Origin of the sequence: Desulfosceptrum tomskiensis, from assembly GCF_049818055.1 — a bacterium.
Taxonomy (GTDB): domain Bacteria; phylum Bacillota; class Desulfotomaculia; order Desulfotomaculales; family JASEER01; genus JBFLVT01.
Map to the genome: position 1 here is coordinate 2,458,632 of NZ_CP187479.1, position 24,787 is coordinate 2,483,418.

Genomic DNA, 24,787 nt, shown 5'->3' on the forward strand with positions numbered 1-24,787 from the left:
AAATGATAAAGGCCCGTACGTCGGGACCCCGGTCGTATGCGGCGATACCGAGGCTGGCCAGCAGGCCCGCGGCCTCGGCCAGCAGCAGGATGCCCAGGGTTTTTAAAATGAGCTGCCTATTCAGACAGAACTCCCCCTACATTCAACAGGCCGTCGATCTCGCTGACGTGGTGCCCGACGGCGAAGACCACGAGCCGGTCGTTGCCGTTCAGGACGACGTCGCCCTTGGGGATGATGATCTGGTTGCCTCTCTTGATGGCCCCGATGATGATGCCCTTGGGCAGTCCGAGCTTGCTTAATGGTTTCCCCACCGTCCGGCTGTCCGGGTGCAGGATCAGTTCGATGACCTCCGCCTGGCCGTTGAGCAAGAGGACCAGGGAGAGCAGGCGGCCGCCGCGGATGTAGCGCAGGATTGCACTGGCCATGATCAGCCGCGGGCTGATGGCAGCGTCGACGCCGAGCTGCTCGATCAGGGACGTGTAGCTCGGGCGGCTCACCTTGGCGATGACCTGCTTGGCTCCTAACTGTTTAGCTAGCAGGGATATGAGCAGGTTTTCCTCGTCGAAACCGGTGACGGCCACAAACCCGTCGGTTTCCTTGATCCCTTCGCGTTTTAAGAGTTCGATGTCCGAGCCGTCGGCTTGGAGGATGAGCGCGTCCGGCAGGCGTTCGGCCAGGTCGCGGCACTTTTCGGGGTCCTGCTCGATGATTTTGGGTTTCAGGCCCAGCGAGCAGAGTTTTTCCCCCAGGTAGAAGCCGATGCGGCCCCCGCCGAGAATCATGACGTTGGTCGTTTTCTGGTGGCGCTTTCTCTTCAGCTTGGCCGCGAACTTGTTAACGCTGTCCACGTGGCCGATGAGGTAGAGGGTGTCGCCGGGCAGGATCGTATCGTGCCCGCCGGGGACGATCATCTGCCCCTTGCGCGAGATGCCGACGATCAGGCAGGATTCCGGCACGTTGATGTCCATGAGGCGTTTGTTTACAACGTGGCGGTGCGAATCGTCCACGCTGACGTCAGCCATCTGTACCTTCCCGTCGGCAAAGGGCTCGGTGTGCACCGGCAGGGAAACGGTCAGCAGGCGCGCGATTTCCAGGGCGGCGCTGTATTCGGGGTTGACGATCAGGTCCAGCCCCAGGTCCTCCTTGGAGACAACCAGATCCCGGGCGTACACGGGGTCGCGGATGCGGGCGACCGTCCTGGGCACGCCCAGTTTCTTCGCCATCATGCAGGCGATCATGTTCACCTCGTCGGAGTTGGTCACGGCGGCCACCAGGTCGCTCTGCAAAACTTCGGGCAGCTTGAGGACGGAGGCGCTGGAGGCGTTCCCCTTCACCACCATGACGTCCATCTGCTGCTCGATTTTGGTGAGCTTGGCCTCGTCCCGGTCGATGACGACGATGTCGTGGTTGTCCTCCGCCAGGCGACGCGCGATCTCGCTGCCCACTTTCCCGGCACCGATAATAGTGATGCGCACAATAAATCCCCTCAATGCTCAGTGCTCAGCGCTCAATACAAGCTATACTCCACCTTTGTGAAAAAAGCAACTACATTTTCGATAACCCTACCGCAATTCTTCCAGTGAACCGAAGACGTAGCCCTGCGCTTTCAATTGCTTAATGATCGTGTCCAGGGCTTCGGCGTTGGATTGGGAGACGGCGTGAAGGAGGATGACCGCTCCCGGGTGGACGTTGTCCAGGACGTGTTTGACGGCGGCCTCGCGCCCGGGCTGGTTCTGCACATCCCAGTCCTTGTAGGCCATGCTCCAGAACACCGTCTTGTAGCCCAGTTGGGCCGTTAGGTCGATGGTTCGCTGGTTGAACTCGCCCATCGGGGGCCTCAGGAAACGCATTTCCCGGCCGGTCAGGCTCCTGACCTGCTCGTGGACGCTTAAGATCTCGTCCCGCAGCACGGTGTTGCTGACCTTGGGCATCGAAGGATGGTTTTGGGTGTGGTTGCCGATGACGTGCCCTTCCACGGCCATGCGCTTGACGAGTTCAGGCTGGCTCCTCACGTATGGACCCGTGACAAAGAAAGCGGCCGGTACCTCGTTGTCCCGGAGGACGTCAAGGATGTGGCTGGTGTAGCCGTTTTCGTAGCCCTCGTCGAAGGTCAGGTAAATCTTCCTGGACGCGGTATCGCCCAGGTAGAGGCCCTTGCCGTTGTTGAACATGCGCACGAAGGCGGCGTCCGTCGTCGGCGGCTTGTGCTCGCTGTTGCGGCGGAAATACCAGGAGTAAACCGTCTGGTCCTGGCTGTCCGGGGTCACGGTTTGGGGCGCCTGCCCGGCGTTTTTCCGCAGTTTCTCGTTCTCCGCCCGGAGCTGGGTTATCTCTTGCTTCAGAGCGGCGATTTCGTCCGTCAGCCGCCGGGTTTCCCCGCCTGAAACGGGCCGGTCCCCCGCCGGGGCGCCGGACCCGAACAGGACGTAGGCCCCGAGCGCGAGGTTTAAGGCCAGGGACAGGAAAAGGACGACCGGTACCTTTTTTTGTTTTTTCGCCATGACTCCTCCTTAAAAATATAGCAGTCGGCATTCAGCATTCGGCATTCGGATAAGGGTGAACCTGACGGGCCGTCCCCAAGCCCCGAGATACATCTCAGTGCCGGCAGCCGAGCGCCCAGTGCGCGGGCACAGCCCGCATTAGGACTTTCCCTTAAATTATGACAAAAAAGCATAAACAAAACCATCAAGAAGAAGGCCGGATGTTCGGATGTCGGACATCGGACTCAAAAGTATTCCGCTGCCCGAATTCCCCAACGCTCCAAGGCGCCAGGTATTGCATGGGTAAAGCATAACGTTTTATGCTGATAACGAAATTTATAGACGAAGGGGGGATCCAGCCGTGCCGGAATGCCTTTTCTGCTCCATGCCGCGCGACAACTTTGTTTGCGAAAACGCCCTGGCCTATGCCGTCTATGATAAGTACCCCGTTAACCCGGGTCACGTGTTGGTGATTCCCAAACGCCACTTTCCGGGGTTCTTTGACGCCACTGACGAGGAGATCGTGGCCTGCTACAGCCTGATCAAGGACGTGCGCAAACTGCTCGACGAGAAGTTCAGGCCGGACGGCTACAATATCGGCGTCAACCACGGGGCTTGCGCGGGACAGACCATCTGGCATTTGCATTTTCACGTGATTCCCAGGTATACGGGGGACGTCGACAGGCCGATGGGCGGCGTGAGAAGGGTGAAGCCGAATATCGCTTCGTCCCCGGCCGAACGCTAAAAACATCTGCCAGCTTGTTTTGTTCTATTCGGTAGAAGGAATTGTCGTACAAAATGTCAAATAAGCATCTGCTGTTGCGATTACGGCCGGCAAGAAAATTTCCCCGCGCGGCGGGGCGGGTTGTTGCAGGAGAGACGGTAGTTATCACAGAATACTTACCGATCAGCTGCCGGACCTTACATCCTGCAAGCGATGGTTTTTTGGATGTTCTTGGCGGGAGGTGGTGTTTACCGTTACCGGTAACGGACTGCTTCTGTCAATGATATTAAATTCATGTTATGGGAGGGACTGTTAGTGAAGCTATCCAAGTGGATGGTGCTGCTGACGGTGTTGTTGCTGTCGGTAGCCCTGGTAGCGGCCGGTTGCGGCGGCGGTGACAAAGCCGGCGACCAAAAGGCTGCTGAAGGCGAGAAGGTTATCACCATCGGTTTCATCGGCCCCCTGACCGGCGACGTTAAGACCTTCGGCGAATCCACCAAGAACGCGTTCCTGCTGGCACTGGAAGAGAGAAACTACAAGGTCGGCGACTTCACCATCAAGACCGTTACCGCCGACGACCGCAACGACGCCACCGAGGCCGTCAACGTGGCCACCAAGCTGATCACCCAGGACAAGGTTCAGGCCATCATTGGCTCGGTTACCTCCAAGTGCACCATTCCCATTTCCGAAGTTGCCAATGGCAACGGCGTTGTGATGGTAACCCCGACGGCGACCAACCCGGCTGTCACCGTTGCCGACGGCAAGCTGAAGGAGTATGCTTTCCGCGCCTGCTTCATCGACCCGTTCCAGGGCACCGTCGCGGCGAAGTTCGCCCTCGACGAGCTCAAGGCGAAGAAAGCGGCCATCCTCTTCGACCAGGGCAATGACTACACCATCGGGCTGAAGGACTTCTTCACCGAAGCCTTCACCAAGGGCGGAGGCCAGGTCCTCGCCACCGAAGCTTACACCGACAAGGACACCGACTTCTCGGCCGTGCTTACCAACATCGCCAAGCTCGACATCGACGTCCTCTACCTGCCCGACTACTACCAGAAGGTCAGCCTGATCGGCAAGCAGGCCCGTGAAAAGGGCATCAAGGCCGTCTTCCTCGGCGGCGACGGTTGGGACTCCTCGGAACTCGACTTTGCGGCGATGGAGGGCGGTTACTTCACCAACCACTACTCCCCGGAAGACCCGCGTCCCGAGGTCCAGGAGTGGGTTAAGAAGTACGAGGCCAAATACGGCGCCAAGCCGGATGCTCTGGCCACCCTGGCCTACGACGCCACCCTCATCCTGCTGAAGGGCATCGAAGATGCCAACTCCAGCGATCCCGCGAAGATCAAGGACGCCATCAAGGCCCTGCAGAACTTCCAGACCGTCAGCGGCAGCATTACTTACGACGAGAACAACAACCCCGTGAAGTCCGCTGCCATCCTGCAGATCAAGGACGGCAAGCAGGTCTTCGTAAAGAGCGTCAATCCTTAAATCCAAACGATGATGCATCGGGGAAAGGGCTTTAGCCCTTTCCCCGATAACTTTGTCTACAACCGGTGCGACTATAAAGGCCGGCAGCAAGAGAGGTTAGAGACCGGAGGTCGGAGTCTCCAACCTCTGACTTCCGGCATCTGACTTCATTGTTGAAGATTTTTGTATTTTATGATAGTATCCTAGCGGGTTATTGGGGAGGGGATTTGGTTTTGGAAGCTTTTCTGCAACAAGTCATCAACGGCTTGCAGCTTGGTATGGTGTACGCCCTGATCGCATTGGGGTACACCATGGTTTACGGCATCGTCAAGCTCATCAACTTCGCCCACGGCGACGTGTTTATGGTGGGCGCGTTCATCGGCTTTCTCGGGTTCAGCCACTGGGGCCTCCCCTGGCCGGTGGCCATTATGGTGGCGATGGCGGTTTGCGCCATCCTCGGCATGTCCATTGAACGCATCGCCTACCGCCCGCTGCGTTACGCGCCCAGAATCGCGGCACTGATCAGCGCTATCGGCGTGTCGTTCTTCCTGGAATACTTCTGTAGCCTCAAGTTTGTTTTCGGGCCGAACTACCAGGTCGTGCAGAGACCTTTTAAGGATATCGCCTGGCATCTCGGCGGCCTAACCATTACCAATATTCAATTGATTATTTTCGTGACCGTCATTCTCATGCTTGTTCTCCTGCAGTACATCGTCTACCGGACCAGGATCGGTTCGGCGATGCGGACGGTCTCTTTCGATCACGATGCCGCCCGCCTGATGGGCGTGGATGTGGACAAGACGATCTCCATCACTTTCGCGATCGGCTCGATGCTGGCCGCCGTCGGCGGGGTCCTCTACGCCATCGCCTACCCGCAGATCTGGCCCTTTATGGGGATTATGCCCGGCTTGAAGGCCTTCACGGCTGCAGTTCTCGGCGGCATCGGACTGATTCCGGGCGCCATGCTGGGGGCCTTGATTATGGGCCAGGTCGAGACCATGACCGCGGCGTACATTTCCTCGCAGTTGCGCGATGCCATCGCTTTTGCCATCTTGATCCTTGTCCTGTTGATTAGACCGTCCGGCATCCTCGGCAAGAACGTGCCGGAGAAGGTATAGAAAGGGTTGGTCCACGTGGCGGAAAGCAGAAGACAAGCCTTGTTGTTCCTGGGCGGGGCGGTCCTTGTTTACCTCATGGTGAAGGCGGCCCTGATCACCGGGTATCTTAACCCATACTGGGCCCGCATTCTAGATAACGGCCTGATTGTGGCGATCATTTCCCTGGGCTTAAGTATCATCTACGGCTTCACCGGACAGTTCTCCATCGGCCATGCCGCCTTTGCCGGACTTGGGGCCTATGCGGCGGGACTGGTCGGCAAGACGTACGCCGACGCGGGCTTGCCGATAATGTTCGTGGCCTTGGTGTTCGGCGCGTTCGTGGCCGGGTTTATCGCCTACCTTATCGGCCTTCCGGTACTGCGCCTGAAATCAGACTACCTGGGTATCGCTACGCTCGGCTTCGGCATCATCGTTACAGTCGGCTTCAACAACTCTGACAGGATCATCCCGATGCTGAACGGCGCCCGGGGGATGTTCGGCATTCCGCAGTTCGCGACGTTTGACATCATTTTTATTATTTTCATCCTGACCATCATATTGTGCCGCAACTTCGTCCACTCCAGCTACGGGCGTGCGGTTACTTCAATACGTGAAGATGAGGTGGCCGCCAACGTAGTCGGCATTAACCCTTTCAAATACAAGATGGTCGCCTTTGTCCTGGGCTGCACCCTCGCCGGGCTGGGCGGGGCGCTTTACGCTTTCCGCTATCCGTTCCTGCACCCGACGAGCTTTGACTTTCTCTGGTCAATCAACTACCTGCTTATCGTGGTTCTCGGGGGGCTGGGCAGCCTGACAGGGACCATCATCACGGCGGTAGGCTGGGTCTTCTTGCTGGAGGTCCTGCGTATCGTCCTTGGAGAGCAGTTCCTGGACTTTCGCGGTGTCCTGTACGCTCTTATTCTGATTGTCACCATTCTTGTCCGCCGGCAGGGTATTTTCGGCGGCATCGAGTACGGTTTCCTGAAGCCGCAGATCAGCAGGAAGGGGGTTAACCGTGTCGCTGCTCGAGGTTAAGGACCTATCCATCAACTTTGGGGGGCTTAAGGCCGTCAGCGATTTTACCATGTCCATTGAGCGGGGGGAGATCGTCGGCCTGATCGGTCCCAACGGCGCCGGTAAGACCACGGTTTTCAACCTGATCACCGGGTATTTCCCGCCGACGGGCGGCACGATGACCCTTAACGGGCAGCCAATCGTCGGGCTTCAGCCCTACCAGGTGGCGCAAATGGGGATCGCGCGCACGTTCCAGAACATCCGGCTTTTCCCGGAGAACACGGTGCTGGATAACGTTCGCGCCGCCTTTCACCCTCGTGTCAAGTACAACCTGATCGACGCCGTCTTCCGGACCCCCCGCTTCCGGGCCGAGGAGGAGCGCGTTACCGAGCAGGCCTTCGATCTGCTTGAGACGTTGGGCCTGGATGACCGCGCCCATCTGAAGGCCAAGAGCCTGCCGTACGGCGCGCAGCGGCGCCTGGAAATCGCCCGGGCTGTCGCTTTGGAGCCGCAACTGCTCCTGCTCGACGAGCCGGCCGCAGGGATGAACCCGTCGGAGGTTCTCCAACTGGTCGAGCTGATCCGTTTTGTCAAGGAAAAGTTCGACCTTACCGTGCTGGTTATCGAACACCAGATGGGACTGGTCATGAACCTGTGCGAGCGCGTCGTGGTGATGGACTTCGGCGTGATCATCGCCGAGGGCCTGCCGCACGAAGTCCGCAAGGATCCCAAGGTGCTGAAGGCCTATCTGGGTAAGGGGGCGGCGGCGTAATGCTTGTTGTCAAAGACCTCAACGTATTCTACGGCAACATCCAGGCCCTGCACGGCATCTCGTTCGAGGTCGACCAGGGGGAGATCGTCACCCTGATCGGCGCCAACGGGGCCGGCAAGACCACGACCCTGCGCACGATCTCCGCGCTGAACCGGGCGCGCAGCGGGGAGATTGTTTTCGAGGACAAGCCGATCACCAATGAGAAGCCGCACAAAATAGTGGCCATGGGCATCAGCCACGTACCTGAGGGCCGCAAGATCATCGGTTCGCTCACGGTTTACGAGAACCTTATGATGGGCGCTTATACCCGGAAGGATAAGGGCGAGATCGAGGCCTCCCTTGAAGAGGTGTTCTCCCGTTTCCCGAGGCTTAAGGAGCGGGCCAGGCAGCTGGGGGGTACGCTGTCGGGCGGCGAGCAGCAGATGCTGGCCATCGGCAGGGGCCTGATGTCCAAGCCCAAGCTCCTGCTCCTTGACGAGCCGTCGATGGGCCTTTCCCCGATCCTCGTGGAGGAAATCTTCGAGATCATCACGCACATCAACCGGCAGGGAACGACCGTTCTCCTGGTCGAGCAGAACGCCTACATGGCCCTGGAGATCGCTCACCGGGCCTACGTGCTGGAGACGGGACGCGTCGTGCTCTCCGGCCCGGCCAAGGAACTGCAGGCCGACGAGAGCGTGAGGAACGCCTACCTGGGCGAGGGCCTAGCGTCCGCATAGCGGCCCGGCAGCCGGTAGTCTCCTTCCCTCTCAAACCAACGGGCCAATGCGCAAGACTATACTCTTCGGCTTTTGCCCAAGCGGCAAGGAACGGTTCAGTCTACAAGGCTGGGCCGTTTTTGTCGCTCAGATTCCGCTGAAGAATTCCACTTGGCGGGCGCCGGGGCATTATCGGAGGTCTCATTGGGAGCCGGTTCAAAGAACGCAGCGAGCCGAAGAATAGCGGCGACGTGTTTTTCGCCCGCGAAAGCGGGCGAGTTTCGGCGCCGCCCGAGGCGAGCGAGTTCATTCCTTGGCGCGGACACAGTGACCAAAGATAATGCCCCGGTACAGCACACCGCTCGTAAGGTTACTTTTTCAGCAGAATCTACTTATCCGGCCGCGCAGGAGGCAAGATAAACTAAGCAAAGCCCAAAGCCGCCATCGGGGTGTACTCGTTGACCATACTGAGCGTCATCCTCCGGACGGTATTCACTTACATTGTTGTCCTGTTTCTCTTACGTTTGATGGGCAAGCGGGAGATCGGGCACCTTTCCCCGTTTGATTTTGTAGTGGCCATCATCATCGCCGAGCTGGCGGCGATGCCCCTTGAGAATCCTGACATTCCACTGTGGCATGGGCTGCTTCCGGTCAGTGTCCTGGTTATTCTCGAAATCTTTTTCGCTTCCGCGGCCTTGCGCTGGGAGACCTTGCGGCGGCTCTTGAGCGGTGTTCCCCAGGTTGTGATTAAGGACGGACGTTTCGACATCCGGGAAATGCGTTCGGCGCGTTATAACCTCGACGAAATCCTGGAACAGTTGAGGCAGGAAGGCCATCCCGATTTGCGGAGGGTGGCCTTTGCCGTCCTGGAGAACTCGGGGCAGCTTAGTGTCATCCCCCGGGAGGGGGACCGTCCAACGCGCTATCCTTATGTGCTCATCTCTGATGGAACGGTGTACGATGACAACCTGGCGAGGGCCGGAGTTTCTGCATCACAACTCAAAGAACTGTTGGCAGCAAAGGGTATGCGCCCCGAACAGGTGTTTCTGGCTATGGTCAATACGGACGGCACACTCTGGGTTCAAGAAAGGGATGATGGCGGCAGGAATTTGTAGATCCACGGTGAAATATGGCAAAACTTGGAGTCGGAGTGGAGCTGAGCAGTATGCGCAAAGAATACTTAGCTCTGGCCGTTCTGGCGGTGGTGATCATCTTCGGGATCGGGTATAAGTATGCGGCCGTAAGGGGTGCCGCTCATCCAGGAGCGGCTGTGATTGATGGTGACGCGCCTCCGGTCAAGATTCTTGTGCATGTTACCGGGGCGGTGCAGCAACCCGGGGTCTACGAGTTCGAACAGGGAGCCCGGGTCAACGACGCTGTCCTGAAAGCAAAACCGCAGGCCGCGGCGGATATCGACGCGCTCAATCTTGCCGCCCTTTTGGAGGACGGCCAGAAAATCCTCGTCCCCGAGGTCCGGCCTGATCCACCTGCGTCAGGGGTTCCCGGCGGAACGGGGCCTCAGCCTGCCCTGGTCAATATTAACACCGCCGATGCGGCGGTTCTTGACGGGCTGCCTGGTATCGGTCCCACCCTTGCCCAACGGATTATCCAGTACCGCCAGGAACACGGTGTTTTCCTGTCAGTTGACGACCTGCAAAACGTTCCCGGAATAGGCGAGAGCAAAATGGCGGAATTGCGACCGCTGATCACAGTCCGCTGAAATGCAAGCACCTGTAGCGCGCCCCCTTGTCCATGCTGTTGTGGCCTTCGGAGCCGGCATCCTGCTGTCGGGGTTCATCACTCTGCCCGTTATAGTGATCCTCGGTCTCGCCGCTGCCTGCCTTGTTGCCGCCGTCATCACCCATAAAAGAGCCTTTGCGATCAGTTGCGGGCTCTTTTTCCTTGTTTTCCTCCTGTCCGGCAGCGGGGCGGCGCTGCAAGCCAGAAGTACAGTAGAAGGACCATTGCGAGCTTTGGACGGTCACTTCGTAACCGTGGAAGGAGTGGTGGCGGAGGAGCCTGATTACCGGCGAAACGGAATAATGTACATTCTCGAAGTAAAGCGCCTGGCCATCGGGCCAAGACAGGGACCGGCATCCGGCAGAGTTGTCGTTGTGTTGCCCGATTACTCTTTCCGTTACGGCGACCTGATTCGGGTTAAGGGAAAACTGGTCCTGCCGGAAAGCGCGGGCAACCCCGGAGCCTTTGACTACCGGACATACCTGGAGCGACAAGGCGTGGGCATGCTGCTCCGGGTGCGCGGGGACGGTCAGGCAGTGAGATTGGACAGTACGGACGGGAGGATCCGGGCCCTCGCCTTGGGCCTAAAAGAGAAGCTCGTTGGCGGGTTATACAAAGCGTTGAATGAAGATCAGGCGGTGGTGGTCGCGGGGATTACCCTGGGAGAACGCAGTACCATCCCGCAAAACCTCTCTGCCGTGTTCGCAGCCACCGGGGTGGCCCACGTCCTAAGTGTCAGCGGTCTGCACGTAGGTTTCCTGGTCGGAATAGTGCTGTTTGCGGCGCGGCAGTTACGTGCGGGACCATTGTCAACAATGGTCGGTGCAGCAGCGGTGCTTTCTGTTTATGCCTTGATTGTCGGGCTACAGCCGCCGGTCTTGAGGGCTTCGGTGATGTGGATGATGCTGTTGGGAGCCCAGCAGCTTGGTCGGGCTCGGGACTGGCCCACGGCAATGGCCGTGGCCGCGCTGCTGATCCTGATCCTTAACCCCTTTGCGCTCTATAGCGCCGGGTTCCAGCTTTCGTTTGCCGCCACCTGGGGGATTCTGTTCATCGGCCCGGAACTTGTAAGGGGTTGCGAACACCTGGCCGGGAGGATAGGTGTCCCCTGGAGAACGGCTTGGGGCTGGTTCATAGCTGTACCCGTGGCTGCACAGTTGGCGACCTGGCCCCTGATCGCCTACTACTACAACCTTTATTCGACTTACAGCCTGCTGGCTAACTGGGTGGTTGTTCCCCTTGTCGGCCTGATTTTCGTTCTGGGCATGATTGCGGGGCTGGTTGGTGCGGTGGTCCCTTGGCTGGCATGGCTTGTCGGACCTTTTACAGGGCTGCTGGTGGACCTCTTTACAGGGGCGGTCCGGTGGATTGCTCTCCTTCCCGGTGCCGCTCCTGTTGTTGCTTCTCCGGCGCCGTGGGTGATCGGGATCTGGTTTGCCGTCTTGTGGGCCGCTGTCCGGGCGGCTGCGGATCGGGAGTGGCGGGCAAGGTTCGGGGCACTGTTTGCCGGCGGGAGAAAGTTTGTGGTAGTGTTACTGGTACTTACCGCAACGGTCTGGTTTTTCCCGGTCGACCGTACCCTGGAAGTCCACTTCATCGATGTGGGGCAGGGGGACAGTATTCTCCTGCGCACCCCCGGAGGGAAGAACCTGTTAATTGACAGCGGGGGATGGCCGGGCGAGTTTGAATCAGGTTCAGGGGCGGGAGACAAGGTGGTTCTTCCTTACCTTAAGAAACTGGGTATCAACCGGATCGACCTGCTGGTTATTACTCACCTGCACGAGGACCACGCCGGCGGGGCGCGGGCTCTGGTCAGCGGGCTGAAGGTGAACGCTTTAGCCGTACCTGCACCGGCTCTTGACCGTGACGGTGAAGGTTTTCCCCTGCTGACCTGGATCAGGGGTCAGGGCATAGACCTTTACCCGGTTGAAGCAGGAGACCGGACGGCCGTCGACCCCGCTCTGGGCATCGCCTTCCTGGGTCCCCCGCAACAACCGCTGCGGGGAACCGGGGCGGACGAGAACAACAACTCGGCGGTGTTAAGGGTGGCATACGGCAGTGTTGTCTTCCTGCTAACGGGGGACCTGGAGTCCGAGGGACAGGAACGCCTTCTGCAGGGTGGTTTTCCCCTAAAGGCCGATATCTTGAAGATGCCCCATCATGGAAGTACCTGCCGTCCTGACTTCCTGGACAGGGTTCAACCAAAGGTGGCTGTTATCTCCGTAGGTCGGGAGAACCGCTTTGGGCTGCCCAGAAAGGATACTCTGGAATTGCTTGAGAAGCGGGGAATCAGGGTCTTACGCACTGACAGGGACGGCGCCGTAATCATCGAGAGTGACGGCCGCCGGGTACGGGTTAAGACCGGCCGCCCCGTATCACCTCTGACTTCTCACCTCTCGATGCCCGCCGCTTTGACAAAGCCAAGCGATTACTCCCTTCGCCAGAGGGCCAGCCAGGTATCCTCGTCCATGCCGCGTTCGAAGGTCATGGCCGAGACAAGCTCCTGGATGACGAACTCGCAGGCGAACACCTCGCAGCCGTTCACCAGGTGCCCTCCGAAGGCCCGTCCTTCCTCGTCGGCAAGAGTCACGTGGGCGTGAACGAAGGGCGCCCCGTCTTTCAGCGAGATGTTGCCCACCAGGGCAACCAGCTCGGTGGCTTCGGGGAACTCTATGGTTTCATAGGAACGCTGTTTCTGGTTATAGTAACTGATCCGCGCCCTGGACAACGCGCCGATGGCACGGACTTCACCTAGGACGATCTTTTCTTTGGAGCAGATCTCTCCCAAGGCTATAAGCAGATCGTCTCCTTTTTGCAGGCGCCCGACGAAGGTCCGGCCCTTATCAACCTCTCTCAGCAATGCCATTCACCCTTTCTCCGCGTCAGCCTGGAGGAAATCCGGCGGTTTGGTTATGTGCGTTTTATTATGCCAAGAAGTCCTAACAGGTTTTTCATATTAATACTAAATAATCGCGTCACGCGAGACAAGCCGCCTTTGCTTTCAAACCTGAGACTGAAGCCGTGTTGAGGACGCAAGCAGCCTCGTGATAAGATTACCCCAATAATGGGCCGTTCCAAGATAGAAATTCGCTCCAGCGCATTTCATCGAGTCCGACTGCGGACGTCCGGCCTCTAACTTCTTTATCGGGGGGATGGATGATGGCGGTTGCCGAAATCTCCGTGCTGCCCGTTGGCACCCCGACGGCCAGCGTCAGCGCCTATGTCGCCGACTGCGTTCGCGTGCTTGACCAGAGCGGCCTGGACTATCGCGTGACGCCGATGGGTACGGTCGTTGAAGGTCCCCTGGACGATATCCTGCGCGTCGTCAGGCGGATGCACGAGGCTCCGTTTGCCGGCGGCGTCCAGCGCGTGGTCACGACGCTCAAGATCGACGACCGCCGGGACAAGGCCTTGACCATGGCGGGCAAGGTTGAGGCGATCATGGCCAAACTGGAGCGCGAATGAGGTACTATTTAAATCTCGATGCCGAAATCAAGTCCGGGGAAATCGCCTCTGTCTACGTGTTTCACGGCGAGGAAGCCTACCTGCAGCAGAAGGCCGTCGAGCTGCTTTACGCTGCGCTGCTCGAACCGGCCACGGCCTCGTTCAACTACGACTCCTTCGACGGTGATACCGCCGACCTGACGGCCGTCGTCGCGGCGGCGGAGACCCCGCCGGTGTTCAGCCGGTGGAGGCTGGTCGTGGTCAAAAACGCCCCCTCGATAGGCGAGGGGACGGGCGGCAGGCGGGGGGAAGACGCGGCGGGCGTCAATGCCCTCGCGCGTTACGTTGGGAACCCGTACCCCACGACGTGCCTGGTACTGGTCAGGCCCGGACAGCTTGACAAGCGGAAGAAACTGGCCAAAGCCCTCGTTCAGCATGCCCGGGTTATCGATTTTGCCCCCTTGAGCCTCGATGATGTCCAGCGCTGGCTCGTAAAGAGGGCCAGGGAAGCCGGCAAGGAGTTTACCGGCGCGGCCGTACGGCTCCTGACCGCGTCCGCCTCCGCGGCGGGCCTGGCAGGCCTCGAACAGGAGTGCGCCAAGCTGTTTTGCTACGTCGGGGAACGGAATTCGATCACCGAGGATGACGTGCGGAACCTGGTGCCTCCCTCGGCCGAGGAGACGGTCTTCGCCGTTGTCGACGCTATCGCCGAAAAGAAGGCGGGCAAGGCGGTGCAGGGTATCCGCACGCTGCTCCAGGCCCGTGAATCGCCTTTTGCCGTTTTGGCCTTGCTGGCCCGCCAGCTGCGGATGATCCTGGCCGTCGACGAACTGGCACGCGACGGCCTGGCCCCGGCCGCGATAGCCTCACGGCTGCGTATCCCGCCTTTCGCGGTGCAGAAGATGCTCCGTCAGCGGAAACTGCTGGGGGTGCAGCCGGTTATGGATGCCCTTGAGGGGGTCTTGCGGATCGACGCGGACGTGAAGAAGGGACGGCGGGACTTTCTCCCGGCGCTCACCGACCTCATATTGGACATAAGTCGTAGGACATAGGACGTAGGTTCCACGCTATACGTCGTTAGTCGTACGTCGTACAGGTAACCAGGACGGTCGTCCGCGGTACTTCAAGCATCCGATATCGAACATCCAACTTCAGGCCGTTTACGGCCATCCCCAATGCCCAAGGCTCAATGCTCCCAAAATTAAAAGGAATTCGCGGAGCGAATTCCTTCGGATTCTAGGCCACCAACCTTTGGTTTCTCCTCTTACGTCCTACATCCTACGTCTTAAGTCTAACATCTAAAACTAGGACGTTGCGTTGAGCTTTTTTGTCAGGCGGGACTTCTTGCGCGCCGCCGTGTTCTTGTGCAGGATCCCCTTGGTCACCGCTTTATCGATAGCCACCAGGGCTTTCTTGAGCTTTTCCTGGGCGTCCTCGGCACCTGCGGTTAAGGACTGCTCAAACTTCTTGATGGAGGTGCGCAGGCTTGACCTCAACATTTTGTTGCGAAGCGTACGTCTTTCGATTTTCCTGGCTCTCTTCATCGCCGAGCGGTTCTTGGCCACGTTCTCACCTCCCAACGGCGATTTTAACACGCAAGGTACCAAAATGCAATAGCCGGCGCAGCCGGCTATTGCGCACTGAGCACTGGGATGAAGATTGAAGTCCCAATGCAGCGAATTTGTTCGTAGTCTGACAGCCGACGACCGACGACTGATGACTGTTTTGTATAGTTTTCCTTCTTTTTGCAAATGCTATTAACCAGATTTGTCTGAAAGGAGGTGCAACGGATGGCTGAACAAAACATCCGCCAGAATTGGCTGGGAGCCATCATCAGGTTCGTTGTTTCTGCGCTGGTGCTGATGATCGTGAGCTGGGTGTCCCCCGGCTTCGTGGTCAAGGGCGGTTTTGTCGGAGCCTTGATCGCTGCGGCCGTTATCGCGATCCTCGGTTACCTGGCCGAGCTTCTCCTGGGTGACCGTGTTACCCCGCAGAGCCGCGGCCTGGTAGGCTTCATCGTGGCCGCCGTGGTTATTTACCTGGCGCAGTTCATCATTCCCGGCCTGCTCTCCGTCAGCATCATCGGGGCGCTGATCGCTGCGTTTGTTATCGGCCTTATTGATGCTTTCGTCCCCACCATGCTGCGGTAGAGCATATGGCCCCCCTCCAAGGCGTAAATATTTGATAGGAGGGGGGTCTTTTTTTTGCGTTTGCACCGTTTCTGCCGCAATGTCTCCCTCATGTTGGCCCTGGCGCTTTTAGCCTGGATCTTTCTCCCCGGTTTGGCCAGGGCGGGTACAGGCAAAGCCCTCGCCTGGACGGTGAAAAACCCCAAGCTGATCATCGATATGGCCATGCCCGCGTGGGGGCCTGACATCCCCGATCCCCTCGACACGGCGCGCATAGCCTTGAGCGTGGTCTGCGGCGTGGATTTTTCGGGTCCCCAGGGGATCGTCCTCAGCCAGCTGCCTTTGGATACCGACGAGGATAAGGTCGTCTACGTGGATCTGCCGGAAGACGGCGATGCAGCGGGTCCGGAGCAGGCATACGGGACCGGCGCCCAGCGGACGGTGGGCATTTACAATACCCATACCGGCGAAACCTTTCCTCTCGATGACGGCGTGGAACGCCTGGACGGCAGGCCGGGCGGGGTCGTCGACGTGGCCGCCCGCCTCGAAGAATGCCTGCGGCAGCAAGGGATTCATACCGTGCGCTCGGCCAAAGTCCACGACGCCTCCTACCCGCAGTCCTACCTGAAATCGCTGGAAACGGCCAGGGAGATGCTCGACGAACACCCCGAAATCGACGTTTTGCTGGACGTGCACCGTGACAGCAAGCGCGACCGGAAGTACAGCGTCGTCTCCATCAATGGCCGCAGCGCGGCGACCATCCTGCTGGTGGTGGGCTCGGACGCCCGCCAGCCCTTCCCGAACTGGCGCGAGAACTACGCTTTTGCCCAGGAAGTCGCCGAAAAGGCCGAGGAACTGTATCCCGGACTGGTATACGGCGTCAGGGCCAAGGAGGGGCGCTACAACCAGTTCCTCCACCCGCACGCCATCCTGGTCGAGATAGGGGGCGTGAGCAACCACCGGGCGGAAGCGGAGTACGCCGCCGAGCTTTTTGCGCGCGTCCTTGCCGCCGTCCTGTCTGAAATGGAGAACTAGGAGCGATACTATAACCGGGGTCAGACTTATGATTGTTATATATTTACCTTAATTATCCATCAATATAATCTAGCATTTCGCCAAATGTTTCCATAAAAGGTATATCTATAAGATTAATAAGTTTGACCCCAGAGCGAGGGTCGAAAAAAGAATGCGCGGAATGATGCTCGTTATACTGTTCTTAATCGTTGGACTGGCCTGGGGGACGGCGACCTGTGTCGATCACCTCGACCGGGCCCTCGGCGACGATACCGCCGTGCGCGCGGCGGCTTTCGAGCGCCTGGGCGGGGACAGGGTAAGGATCGAGGTTCTCAACGAGGGGTTCGTTCTCGCAATCCCCAAGGAATTTAAACCGGCATGGTCGGAGCTGGACCGCGACCCCGCCGTCCCCGTGATCACCGAATGGCGACTCAGAGGTAACGATATAATCAGAGAGATTACGAACCGCATCGCAGGAACAAACGCATGGTTGCTATACATCTTCCTTTATCATCCAATTAAGGCAGTATACTCCAAGGGTTCGCGTTAAAGCGTTTCCCAAAAAAAGGCAGATTAATAAGATTCATAAGTCTGACCCCGCCTCGTTTCCCCATATGGGAAGCGTCTTCCAATAAAAGGCAGATATCCCATAGCCCAATGCTCAACGCTCATATGGCTTGACCGGCCCTGCCCGTTACGGATAAACTAAGATGTTGATATTTATATGGGGTGTTTTGTCTGTGACACGGGAGCAGGACCAAATCCGCAATTTCTGCATCATCGCCCATATCGACCACGGCAAATCGACGCTGGCCGACCGTCTCCTGGAGTATACAGGCTCTATTTCTTCCCGGGAGATGCAGGAGCAGGTCCTCGACCAGATGGACCTGGAGCGCGAGCGCGGCATCACCATCAAGCTGCAGGCCGTACGGCTGCATTACCGGGCCCGCGACGGACGGGAGTACCAGCTGAATCTTATCGACACGCCGGGGCACGTCGACTTTTCCTACGAGGTGTCGCGGAGCCTGGCGGCCTGTGAAGGGGCCCTGCTTGTCGTCGACGCCAGCCAGGGCATTGAGGCCCAGACCCTGGCCAACGTCTACCTGGCCCTGGACCACGACCTGACGATCATCCCGGTCATCAACAAGATCGACTTGCCCGGAGCCGACCCCGACAGGGTGCGCAAGGAGATCGAGGACGTCATCGGGCTCGACGCCTCTTCGGCCATCCTGGCCTCGGCCAAGATGGGGGTCGGCGTCGACGAGATTCTCGAGCGCATCGTCAGCGACATCCCCGCTCCCAAGGGGGACATCGACGCCCCGCTGCGCGCCCTAGTTTTCGACTCGCATTACGACTCCTACAAGGGCGTGATCGCCTACGTCCGGGTGATGGAAGGGCGGATCGGGAAAGGCCTGCCCATCCGGCTGATGGCCTCCGGCAAGCAGTTCGAGGTTTCCGAAGTGGGTATTTTCCGGCCGGCGCTGGCCGTGGTGGAGGACCTGAAGGCCGGGGAAGTCGGCTTTGTGGCCGCGGGCATCAAGAACGTCAAGGACTGCCGGGTCGGCGACACGATCACCTCAGCCGCCCGCCCCGCCGCCGAACCCCTGCCGGGCTACCGCAAGGCCAAGCCGATGGTTTTCTGCGGTTTGTATCCCATCGATACGGCAGATTTCGACCGGCTGCGAGACGCCCTGGACAAGCTCGCTCTGAACGACGCCGCGCTTTTCTACGAGCCCGAGACGTCGGTCGCACTCGGTTTCGGTTTCCGCTGCGGCTTCCTGGGGCTCTTGCATATGGAGATCATCCAGGAGCGGCTGGAAAGGGAATACGGGCTGGAACTGGTTACCACCGCGCCGAGCGTCGTTTACCGCGTGACCCGCACCGACGGCCGGGTGATCGAGATCCAGAACCCCTCGGACATGCCCCCGGCCGGAGAGATAGAAACCACCGAGGAACCGTTTGTGGTCGCCACGATCATGCTGCCCAAGGAATACGTGGGCCCGGTGATGGAGCTCTGCCAGGAGCGCCGGGGGGTTTTCCACAACATGGAATATCTGAGTGCCGACAGGGTCATGCTGACCTACCATCTGCCCCTGGCCGAAATCATCTACGACTTTTTCGACCGCCTGAAGTCCTCCACGCGCGGGTACGCTTCCTTGGATTACGAAATCCTCGGTTTCCGTCCCGCCGACCTGGTACGCGTGGATATCCTCGTCGCCGGCGAGCCGCTGGACGCCCTTTCCCTGATCGTGCACCGCGACAACGCCTACTACCGGTCGAAGGCCATCGTGGAACGCCTGCGGGAACTCATCCCCAGACACATGTTCGAGATACCGGTGCAGGCGGCGATAGGGCAGCGGATCATCGCCCGCGAAACCATCAAGGCGCTGCGCAAAAACGTTCTAGCCAAGTGTTACGGCGGGGACGTGACCCGCAAGCGCAAGCTCCTCGAAAAGCAAAAAGAGGGCAAGAAGCGCATGAAACAGGTGGGCAACGTCGAAATCCCCCAGGAAGCCTTTATGGCCGTGCTCAGCATAGGTGACAAATGAAAAAGGTTGCTGTTTACGTTCACGTTCCTTTTTGCAAACGCAAGTGCTATTACTGTGACTTCACCTCTTACCCTTTCGACCGGGTGGACGCCGACCTGTACCTGCGGGTGCTGCCCAAGGAAATCGAGGTGCGGGCCGGCCTCCTGGGCGAGGCCGAGGCCGCCAGTATTTTCTTCGGCGGGGGGACCCCGACAACCTTGCCCGGGAAGGTCGTCGCCGGCATTATCGAGCAGTTCTCCCGTTACTACTCTTTTGCCCCGGACATTGAAATCACCGTGGAGGCCAACCCCGGAACACTCGACGAGGTTAAGCTCCTCGAACTCCGCAAGGCCGGCGTCAACCGCATCAGCCTCGGGATGCAGGCCGCCCAGGACCGGCTACTGCAACTGTTGGGGCGTTCACACAAGTTCAAAGACGTGGTGGAAGCCGTAGAGATGGTCAGGGATGCGGGCTTTGCCAACCTGAACCTCGACATTATCTACGGCGTTCCGGAACAGACCATGGATGACTGGCGGGAGACTGTCGAAACCGCCATCAACATGGCGCCCGAGCACGTTTCCGCCTACGGCTTGGAGATCCACGAAGGCACCAGGCTGGCCGACCTCCTGGCCGAGGGACGCCTGAAAAGCGGCGATGAGGACTTGGAAGCGGCCATGTACCGCTACCTGCAGGACCGCCTGAAAGACGCCGGCTTGCACCAGTACGAGATCTCCAACTTCGCCCGCAACGGTTACGCCTGCCGCCACAACCTGGCCTACTGGCGCAACGAGGAATACGTGGGCTATGGACCCGGGGCCTGCTCGCACCTGGACGGCCGCCGCCAGACCAACGAACGCGACCTGCTGCAATATGCCACCCGCCTGTTCCAGGGCCGGCTCCCGGTAGTCGAAGAAGAATGCCCGGACCGGGCCGCGCGGATGGCCGAAACGGCTTTCCTGGGCTTGCGCCTCATTGAAGGCCTGGACCGCACCGCCTTTGCCGCGCGTTTCGGCCAGGACCCCCTGGAAGCCTTCGCGGACGTTATTCCCCGCCTTGTCCGGCAGGGACTCCTCGAGGTCGACGACCACAGCATCCGGCTCACCGATGCCGCCTTTCCCATCGCCAACGAAGTCTTTAAGGCTTTCCTCTAATAACATCATCCCAATACCCAGTGCCCATAGCTCAATTACGTGCCAGGTACTTAAGTTATTAAGTTTTGCTTGAGTTGGAAGTAACCTCCTGCTACGATTAAGTGGGAGGTTTGCTTATGGGCAGGAGACCGAGGATCGAGTACGAGGGGGCCATATACCACGTTATTCAGAGGGGAAATAACCAAGAGTACATCTTTGCGGACGATAGCGATAAAGCATATCTTCTTAAGCAAATCGACGAGTGCAGAAGGGGGCTGGGGTTTAGACTTTTCGGGTACGTGGTGATGGGCAATCACTATCATCTTCTGTTAAAGACAGAGCGTAAACCCTTAAGCAAGATCATGCACAGGATCAACGGCAACTTCGCCCGGCACTTCAACTTGAAGTACCAGCGGTCGGGACATGTTTTTCAGGGACGGTACAAGGCGATCCTGATCCAGGACGAACGCTACCTCCTCGCCGTACTCAGGTACATTCACCGTAATCCCGTGGCGGCGGGGGTATCGGATACCACAACCGACTACGCGTACAGCAGTGACAACTATTATCGCCGGCAACAGGGTTGGCCGGTCGACATTGATATGGTCCTGGATTGCCTGGCGGATGATCGATTGAAAGCGTTAGAAAAGTATCAAGAGCTAATGGCCCAAGAGGACGACACCGATTATGAGGACCAGGACGTCATAGGGGAGGAGAGCTTCTCAATGACGGTTCGACCGAGGAGCGAGGTAGCGGAAAGGAAGCCGCTGGACGCTATTCTGATGGATACCGGTGCAAGTCCTGACGACTATCAACAAATTAAGGCCGGCTCACGCAGGAGACACCTTACCCCCTACAAGAGACGCTATATCGAGTTCGCATTAGAACAGAAGTATACGCTGAAGGAAATCGGGGAGAACATCGGTCTTACCGCTAATGCGGTTTTCGACTTGTGGAAAAGACAATAACTTAAAAACTTAAGTGCCTGGCACCGGTTGGCTTAAAAACTTAAGTGCCTGGCACCGGTTGGCTATAACTTAAAAACTTAAGTGCCTGGCACCGGTTTCATAAGTGCCTGGCACCGGTTGGCTACGGTTGGCTATGTTTTCCTTGTATATACTTATATACTATAGATCAGCGAGGCAAGGCATCCCTTTGTTCATCTTGACAAATAAAGGGAAGGGTGCTATCTTATTCACGAGTGTTAGCACTCACTGAGGGAGAGTGCTAATAAAGAAAGGGAGCTAAGGCCATGGATGAGAGGAAACAAAAGATTCTGTCGGCGATCGTCCAGGATTACATCGCCACGGCAGAACCCGTAGGTTCCCGCACCATTGCCAGGAAGTATCAGATGGGGGTCAGCCCCGCCACCATTCGGAACGAGATGGCCGACCTCGAAGAGCAGGGTTATCTCGAACAGCCGCATACTTCCGCGGGCCGCATCCCGTCGCAGAAGGGTTACAGGTACTACGTGGACCACCTGATGCAGCCCGCTGCCCTTTCGAACGAGGAGAAGCACATGATCCGGGCGAGCTACCAGGCCAAGGTGGACGGGATCACCCAGGTTATCAAGCTTACCGGGAACATCCTGTCGCAGCTGACGGCGTACACGTCCCTGGTTGTGTCGGCCCCCGAGGGCGCCGGCGAAATCCGCTACGTCCAGCTGGTACGCCTCGCTCCCGGCAAGGCCATGCTGCTGGTGGTCCTGGAGCCGGGAAAGGTCAGGCACAGGACGCTGGCGATTCCCGAGAACATCGGCGACGAGGATCTCAAGACGATATCCGAGGTTTTCAACGCCAAGATCAAGGGCTGCCATACCACCGACATCAAAAAGACGCTGATGCGCGAGCTGTACGCCGAACTCATCAAACACAAGAGCCTCGTCAACATGGTTTTGGACCTGCTCCAGGAAAGCGAAAAGAAAAAAGAGGAAAGAATCTATTTGGGCGGACTGGTCAACATGTTGAGCCAGCCCGAGTTCAGCAACGTGGAGAGGGTCAAGACTCTGATGAGCCTCCTGGAACAGGAGAATTTCTGTTACGAGCTTCTCGGCGGAGATTGCGGCGGGAAGCTGAGCGTGCGCATCGGAGAGGAAATCAAGCGGGAGGACGTCCGGGACTGCAGCATCGTGTCATCGCGCTATGTGGTCGACGGCCAGCCCAGCGGTTCGCTGGCCGTGCTCGGCCCGACGCGGATGGACTACGCCAAGGTCGTGGCGGTGATCGAGTACCTGACCGAAAATCTATCTACCGTGCTAAATAAGCTTTACCGAAGTAAGTAACCTAAGTGGCTGATCGTAGGCTGTACCCCGACACCCAATACCCATAGATGAAGGCTCCTAAGCAGTCGGCATATACGCCGAAAAGTAACGACTCAACAGAGGAGGATTCAGTTTGACGCTTAAGCAGCAAGCCAGCCAGGGTTCGGAGGTCGACGAGCGGCTCGGGGCCCTTATGACCAACGCCAACGCCATCCGCGCCATCGCCGCGGCGGTGGAGGGGACGCTCGGTCCCAAGGGGCTTGACACGATGCTTGTCGACCGATTCGGCGACGTCGTGATCACCAACGACGGTGTGACCATCCTTACGCGGATGGAGGCCAACCACCCGGCGGCCCGTTTGCTGATCAACATCGCCAGGGCCCAGGAAGAGGAAGTGGGGGACGGGACGACGACGGCCACGGTCATGGCCGGGCAGCTGGTGGCGACCGGCGTTGAACTCGTCGTGAAAGGCGTACCCGTGGCCAAGGTGATCGAGGGCATGCGCGTGGGGCTGAAGGCGGCGGCGGAAATTATGCGCCAGGCCGCCGAACCGGTGGCTGACCTCGACGACCCGCGTATCCGCCAGGTGGCCCTCGTCGCCGGGCGTGAGCACGAGGACATCGCCGACCTTGTCGTCGAGGCCGCCAGGCTGGTCGGCATAGCCAAGCTGAAAGACCCTCATTTCAAGCTGGCTGACACCGTGATAGCCCAGGAGAACGCCAGAAACGAGGTCTTCCTGGGCGTGGTCATCAGCAAGGAGCGCCTGAACAGGCAGATGCCTTTGGAAAAGAAAAACGTCAAGGTCCTCGTCGTGGACGACGCCCTCGAGCCGGAAGAGGTCGACGAAGAGGCCCTGTCCACCGAGGCCGGGTTTGCCCGCTACCTGGAACTGCAGCAGCAGTTTCGGGATAACCTGAAGAAGATGGTGGACCTCGGCGTCGGCCTGATCCTCGTGGACCGCTCGGTCGCGCCCGAGGCGGAAGAAATCCTGACCGACGCCGGGATAATGGTCGTGCAGAGGGTCCTGCACAAAGAACTGCACAAGGCGGCCGAGCATACCGGCGCGCGGATGATCAAGCGCACGGGGCTGAAGAAGGCTTCCGAGGAACTGGCGAGGTTCCTGGGCAAGGCCCGGCACGTGTTCAACGACGAAAAGCTCGCTCAGGTCTGCATCCGCGGCGGGAAGGGCAAGCCGATGGCCACCGTGCTGGTGGGTGCGGCCACCAAGGAGGTCGTCGGGGAACGCGAGCGCATCGCCAAGGACGCCGCCGGAGCGGTGCAGGCGGCGGTGAGGGGCGGCGTCGTGCCCGGCGGCGGGTCGCTGGAACTCTGGACGGCGCGGGAGGTCGAGCGCCTCAAGAGCAGCGTGCGCGGGATGGCCGCCTATGGGGTGGAGTGCGTGGTCGAAGCCCTGAAACGCCCGATGGCCCAGATCGTCGCCAACGCCGGTTTCAACCCGCTGGAGAAGATCGGCGACGTGGTCGCCGCCCAGGCCGAAACGGGCAACCGCGCCCTGGCGATCGACTGTGACACGGGAGCCGTCGCAGACATGCTGGCCGGCGGCGTCGTAGACCCGGCCGACGTGAAGATTTACGCGCTGAAGGCGGCGGGGGAAGTGGCCGAGGCCATCCTCCGCATCGATACGATCATTAAGAAGCGAGAGGAGAACAGTGACGGTAAGGGGTTGAAGAACGATGCGTAACGACCGGGAGAAAACCCTGGACAAATCGGAACAGGCTCTAGCGGCGCAGCCGGAAGCGGAACAGGAAGAAGCCGGACGCGAAGAAGCCGGATGCGAGGAGCGCCTCAACGAGGAGAAGCTGCGCGCCGAGGAATACTACGAGCGGATGCTCAGGCTCCAGGCGGACTTCGACAACTACCGGCGGCGGACCAGGAAGGAGAAGGAGGAATGGTTCCGCCAGGCGGTTGAGGATACCGTTAAAAGCCTGCTCCCCGTCCTCGACAACTTCAGCCGGGCGTTGGAGGCCCCGGGCGAGGACGTACAAAGCCTTCGCAAGGGGGTAGAAATGATCAAGAGGCAGTTAGAGGACGCCCTGGTCCAGATGGGCCTTGAGCCGATAGATTCATTGGGGAAAGAGTTCGATCCCGCGGAGCATGAAGCTGTGGAACAGGACTTCGGGAGCGGGGAACCGGAAAACACCGTCGTTGCAGAGTTGCGGAAAGGCTACAAGTTAAAGGGCAAGGTCATCCGCCCGGCGATGGTCAAAGTATCAAAGAACAATTAGTTTGCGAGGAGGTAATCAACCGTGAGCGCAAAGGTTATCGGTATCGA

23 protein-coding genes and 1 pseudogene are annotated in these 24,787 nt (G+C 59.0%); 20 read left to right on the forward strand and 4 right to left on the reverse strand.

Annotated features, from left to right (window positions below; genetic code table 11):
• Nucleotides 1-116 precede the first annotated feature (116 nt).
• A complete protein-coding gene (gene trkA, locus ACPV0M_RS12490) occupies nt 117-1,475 on the reverse strand; it encodes a Trk system potassium transporter TrkA (protein WP_425620937.1) in 1,359 nt (452 codons plus the stop codon).
• A gap of 87 nt (nt 1,476-1,562) precedes the next feature.
• Nucleotides 1,563-2,501, reverse strand: coding sequence for a delta-lactam-biosynthetic de-N-acetylase (gene pdaA, locus ACPV0M_RS12495; protein ID WP_425620938.1), 939 nt, complete (start codon nt 2,499-2,501; stop codon nt 1,563-1,565).
• A 340-nt stretch (nt 2,502-2,841) separates the two neighbouring features.
• Between pdaA and ACPV0M_RS12500 the strand changes: the two genes are divergently transcribed.
• The 9 genes and pseudogenes from ACPV0M_RS12500 to ACPV0M_RS12540 form a co-directional block, all read left to right on the forward strand.
• Nucleotides 2,842-3,225, forward strand: a complete 384-nt coding sequence (locus ACPV0M_RS12500) for an HIT family protein (RefSeq protein ID WP_425620939.1) — start codon at nt 2,842-2,844, stop codon at nt 3,223-3,225.
• A gap of 273 nt (nt 3,226-3,498) precedes the next feature.
• Nucleotides 3,499-4,689: an ABC transporter substrate-binding protein gene (locus tag ACPV0M_RS12505; protein ID WP_425620940.1), complete on the forward strand. Its 1,191-nt coding sequence runs from the start codon at nt 3,499-3,501 to the stop codon at nt 4,687-4,689.
• 212 nt (nt 4,690-4,901) lie between these two features.
• Nucleotides 4,902-5,786 carry a branched-chain amino acid ABC transporter permease gene (locus tag ACPV0M_RS12510; protein WP_425620941.1) on the forward strand — a complete coding sequence of 295 codons (885 nt, stop codon included), beginning with the start codon at nt 4,902-4,904 and terminating at the stop codon, nt 5,784-5,786.
• Between the two features lie 15 nt (nt 5,787-5,801).
• Nucleotides 5,802-6,800, forward strand: a complete 999-nt coding sequence (locus tag ACPV0M_RS12515; RefSeq protein ID WP_425620942.1) for a branched-chain amino acid ABC transporter permease — start codon at nt 5,802-5,804, stop codon at nt 6,798-6,800.
• Entirely contained in the window at nt 6,781-7,551 is a 771-nt protein-coding gene (locus ACPV0M_RS12520; protein ID WP_425620943.1) for an ABC transporter ATP-binding protein, read from the forward strand. The genes ACPV0M_RS12515 and ACPV0M_RS12520 overlap by 20 nt, the downstream gene beginning before the upstream one ends.
• Nucleotides 7,551-8,270: an ABC transporter ATP-binding protein gene (locus ACPV0M_RS12525; protein WP_425620944.1), complete on the forward strand. Its 720-nt coding sequence runs from the start codon at nt 7,551-7,553 to the stop codon at nt 8,268-8,270. The genes ACPV0M_RS12520 and ACPV0M_RS12525 overlap by 1 nt, the downstream gene beginning before the upstream one ends.
• A 443-nt stretch (nt 8,271-8,713) precedes the next feature.
• Nucleotides 8,714-9,364, forward strand: coding sequence for a DUF421 domain-containing protein (locus ACPV0M_RS12530; protein ID WP_425622216.1), 651 nt, complete (start codon nt 8,714-8,716; stop codon nt 9,362-9,364).
• 50 nt (nt 9,365-9,414) lie between these two features.
• Complete coding sequence (locus tag ACPV0M_RS12535; RefSeq protein ID WP_425620945.1) at nt 9,415-9,969, forward strand: helix-hairpin-helix domain-containing protein; 555 nt, start codon at nt 9,415-9,417, stop codon at nt 9,967-9,969.
• Nucleotide 9,970: 1 nt separating this feature from the next.
• Nucleotides 9,971-12,247, forward strand: a pseudogene (locus ACPV0M_RS12540) (DNA internalization-related competence protein ComEC/Rec2); the annotation flags it as partial.
• Nucleotides 12,248-12,417: 170 nt separating this feature from the next.
• Here ACPV0M_RS12540 and ACPV0M_RS12545 read toward each other — a convergent pair.
• The gene (locus ACPV0M_RS12545) at nt 12,418-12,855 is read right to left on the reverse strand and encodes a PPC domain-containing DNA-binding protein (protein ID WP_425620946.1); all 438 of its coding nucleotides are present in this window, start codon (nt 12,853-12,855) and stop codon (nt 12,418-12,420) included.
• Between the two features lie 293 nt (nt 12,856-13,148).
• Here ACPV0M_RS12545 and ACPV0M_RS12550 point away from each other — a divergent pair, with 293 nt between their 5' ends.
• Both ACPV0M_RS12550 and holA read left to right on the forward strand, forming a co-directional pair.
• Nucleotides 13,149-13,454, forward strand: coding sequence for an MTH1187 family thiamine-binding protein (locus tag ACPV0M_RS12550; protein WP_425620947.1), 306 nt, complete (start codon nt 13,149-13,151; stop codon nt 13,452-13,454).
• Nucleotides 13,451-14,485, forward strand: coding sequence for a DNA polymerase III subunit delta (gene holA, locus ACPV0M_RS12555; RefSeq protein ID WP_425620948.1), 1,035 nt, complete (start codon nt 13,451-13,453; stop codon nt 14,483-14,485). The genes ACPV0M_RS12550 and holA overlap by 4 nt, the downstream gene beginning before the upstream one ends.
• Before the next feature lie 252 nt (nt 14,486-14,737).
• On the opposite strand, the gene rpsT is transcribed toward holA, so the two are convergent.
• Complete coding sequence (gene rpsT / locus ACPV0M_RS12560) at nt 14,738-14,998, reverse strand: 30S ribosomal protein S20 (RefSeq protein ID WP_425620949.1); 261 nt, start codon at nt 14,996-14,998, stop codon at nt 14,738-14,740.
• A gap of 225 nt (nt 14,999-15,223) precedes the next feature.
• On the opposite strand from rpsT, the gene ACPV0M_RS12565 reads away from it, so the two are divergent.
• From ACPV0M_RS12565 to grpE, 9 genes are all read left to right on the forward strand, one after another.
• Nucleotides 15,224-15,583, forward strand: coding sequence for a phage holin family protein (locus tag ACPV0M_RS12565; protein WP_425620950.1), 360 nt, complete (start codon nt 15,224-15,226; stop codon nt 15,581-15,583).
• A gap of 54 nt (nt 15,584-15,637) precedes the next feature.
• Nucleotides 15,638-16,597, forward strand: coding sequence for a stage II sporulation protein P (spoIIP, locus tag ACPV0M_RS12570; RefSeq protein ID WP_425620951.1), 960 nt, complete (start codon nt 15,638-15,640; stop codon nt 16,595-16,597).
• 151 nt (nt 16,598-16,748) lie between these two features.
• Entirely contained in the window at nt 16,749-17,126 is a 378-nt protein-coding gene (locus ACPV0M_RS12575; RefSeq protein ID WP_425620952.1) for a hypothetical protein, read from the forward strand.
• A gap of 190 nt (nt 17,127-17,316) precedes the next feature.
• A complete protein-coding gene (lepA, locus tag ACPV0M_RS12580) occupies nt 17,317-19,125 on the forward strand; it encodes a translation elongation factor 4 (RefSeq protein ID WP_425620953.1) in 1,809 nt (602 codons plus the stop codon).
• The gene (hemW, locus tag ACPV0M_RS12585; RefSeq protein WP_425620954.1) at nt 19,122-20,255 is read left to right on the forward strand and encodes a radical SAM family heme chaperone HemW; all 1,134 of its coding nucleotides are present in this window, start codon (nt 19,122-19,124) and stop codon (nt 20,253-20,255) included. Before lepA ends, hemW begins: the two co-directional genes overlap by 4 nt.
• A gap of 116 nt (nt 20,256-20,371) precedes the next feature.
• Nucleotides 20,372-21,202: an REP-associated tyrosine transposase gene (locus tag ACPV0M_RS12590; protein WP_425620955.1), complete on the forward strand. Its 831-nt coding sequence runs from the start codon at nt 20,372-20,374 to the stop codon at nt 21,200-21,202.
• Nucleotides 21,203-21,486: 284 nt separating this feature from the next.
• Nucleotides 21,487-22,515: a heat-inducible transcriptional repressor HrcA gene (hrcA, locus tag ACPV0M_RS12595; protein ID WP_425620956.1), complete on the forward strand. Its 1,029-nt coding sequence runs from the start codon at nt 21,487-21,489 to the stop codon at nt 22,513-22,515.
• A 112-nt stretch (nt 22,516-22,627) separates the two neighbouring features.
• Nucleotides 22,628-24,196 carry a TCP-1/cpn60 chaperonin family protein gene (locus ACPV0M_RS12600; protein ID WP_425620957.1) on the forward strand — a complete coding sequence of 523 codons (1,569 nt, stop codon included), beginning with the start codon at nt 22,628-22,630 and terminating at the stop codon, nt 24,194-24,196.
• Nucleotides 24,189-24,740 carry a nucleotide exchange factor GrpE gene (grpE, locus tag ACPV0M_RS12605; protein ID WP_425620958.1) on the forward strand — a complete coding sequence of 184 codons (552 nt, stop codon included), beginning with the start codon at nt 24,189-24,191 and terminating at the stop codon, nt 24,738-24,740. The genes ACPV0M_RS12600 and grpE overlap by 8 nt, the downstream gene beginning before the upstream one ends.
• The last annotated feature ends 47 nt before the right edge of the window (nt 24,741-24,787 follow it).

Excerpts from the sequence above, each read along its gene's own strand:
- grpE (WP_425620958.1), top strand. The coding sequence starts at position 24,189 with ATGCGTAACGACCGGGAGAAAACCCTGGACAAATCGGAACAGGCTCTA.
- ACPV0M_RS12575 (WP_425620952.1), top strand. The coding sequence starts at position 16,749 with ATGCGCGGAATGATGCTCGTTATACTGTTCTTAATCGTTGGACTGGCC.
- ACPV0M_RS12535 (WP_425620945.1), top strand. The coding sequence starts at position 9,415 with ATGCGCAAAGAATACTTAGCTCTGGCCGTTCTGGCGGTGGTGATCATC.
- ACPV0M_RS12565 (WP_425620950.1), top strand. The coding sequence starts at position 15,224 with ATGGCTGAACAAAACATCCGCCAGAATTGGCTGGGAGCCATCATCAGG.
- holA (WP_425620948.1), top strand. The coding sequence starts at position 13,451 with ATGAGGTACTATTTAAATCTCGATGCCGAAATCAAGTCCGGGGAAATC.
- hemW (WP_425620954.1), top strand. The coding sequence starts at position 19,122 with ATGAAAAAGGTTGCTGTTTACGTTCACGTTCCTTTTTGCAAACGCAAG.
- ACPV0M_RS12525 (WP_425620944.1), top strand. The coding sequence starts at position 7,551 with ATGCTTGTTGTCAAAGACCTCAACGTATTCTACGGCAACATCCAGGCC.
- ACPV0M_RS12505 (WP_425620940.1), top strand. The coding sequence starts at position 3,499 with ATGTTATGGGAGGGACTGTTAGTGAAGCTATCCAAGTGGATGGTGCTG.
- pdaA (WP_425620938.1), bottom strand. The coding sequence starts at position 2,501 with ATGGCGAAAAAACAAAAAAAGGTACCGGTCGTCCTTTTCCTGTCCCTG.
- hrcA (WP_425620956.1), top strand. The coding sequence starts at position 21,487 with ATGGATGAGAGGAAACAAAAGATTCTGTCGGCGATCGTCCAGGATTAC.
- ACPV0M_RS12545 (WP_425620946.1), bottom strand. The coding sequence starts at position 12,855 with ATGGCATTGCTGAGAGAGGTTGATAAGGGCCGGACCTTCGTCGGGCGC.
- ACPV0M_RS12590 (WP_425620955.1), top strand. The coding sequence starts at position 20,372 with ATGGGCAGGAGACCGAGGATCGAGTACGAGGGGGCCATATACCACGTT.
- ACPV0M_RS12550 (WP_425620947.1), top strand. The coding sequence starts at position 13,149 with ATGGCGGTTGCCGAAATCTCCGTGCTGCCCGTTGGCACCCCGACGGCC.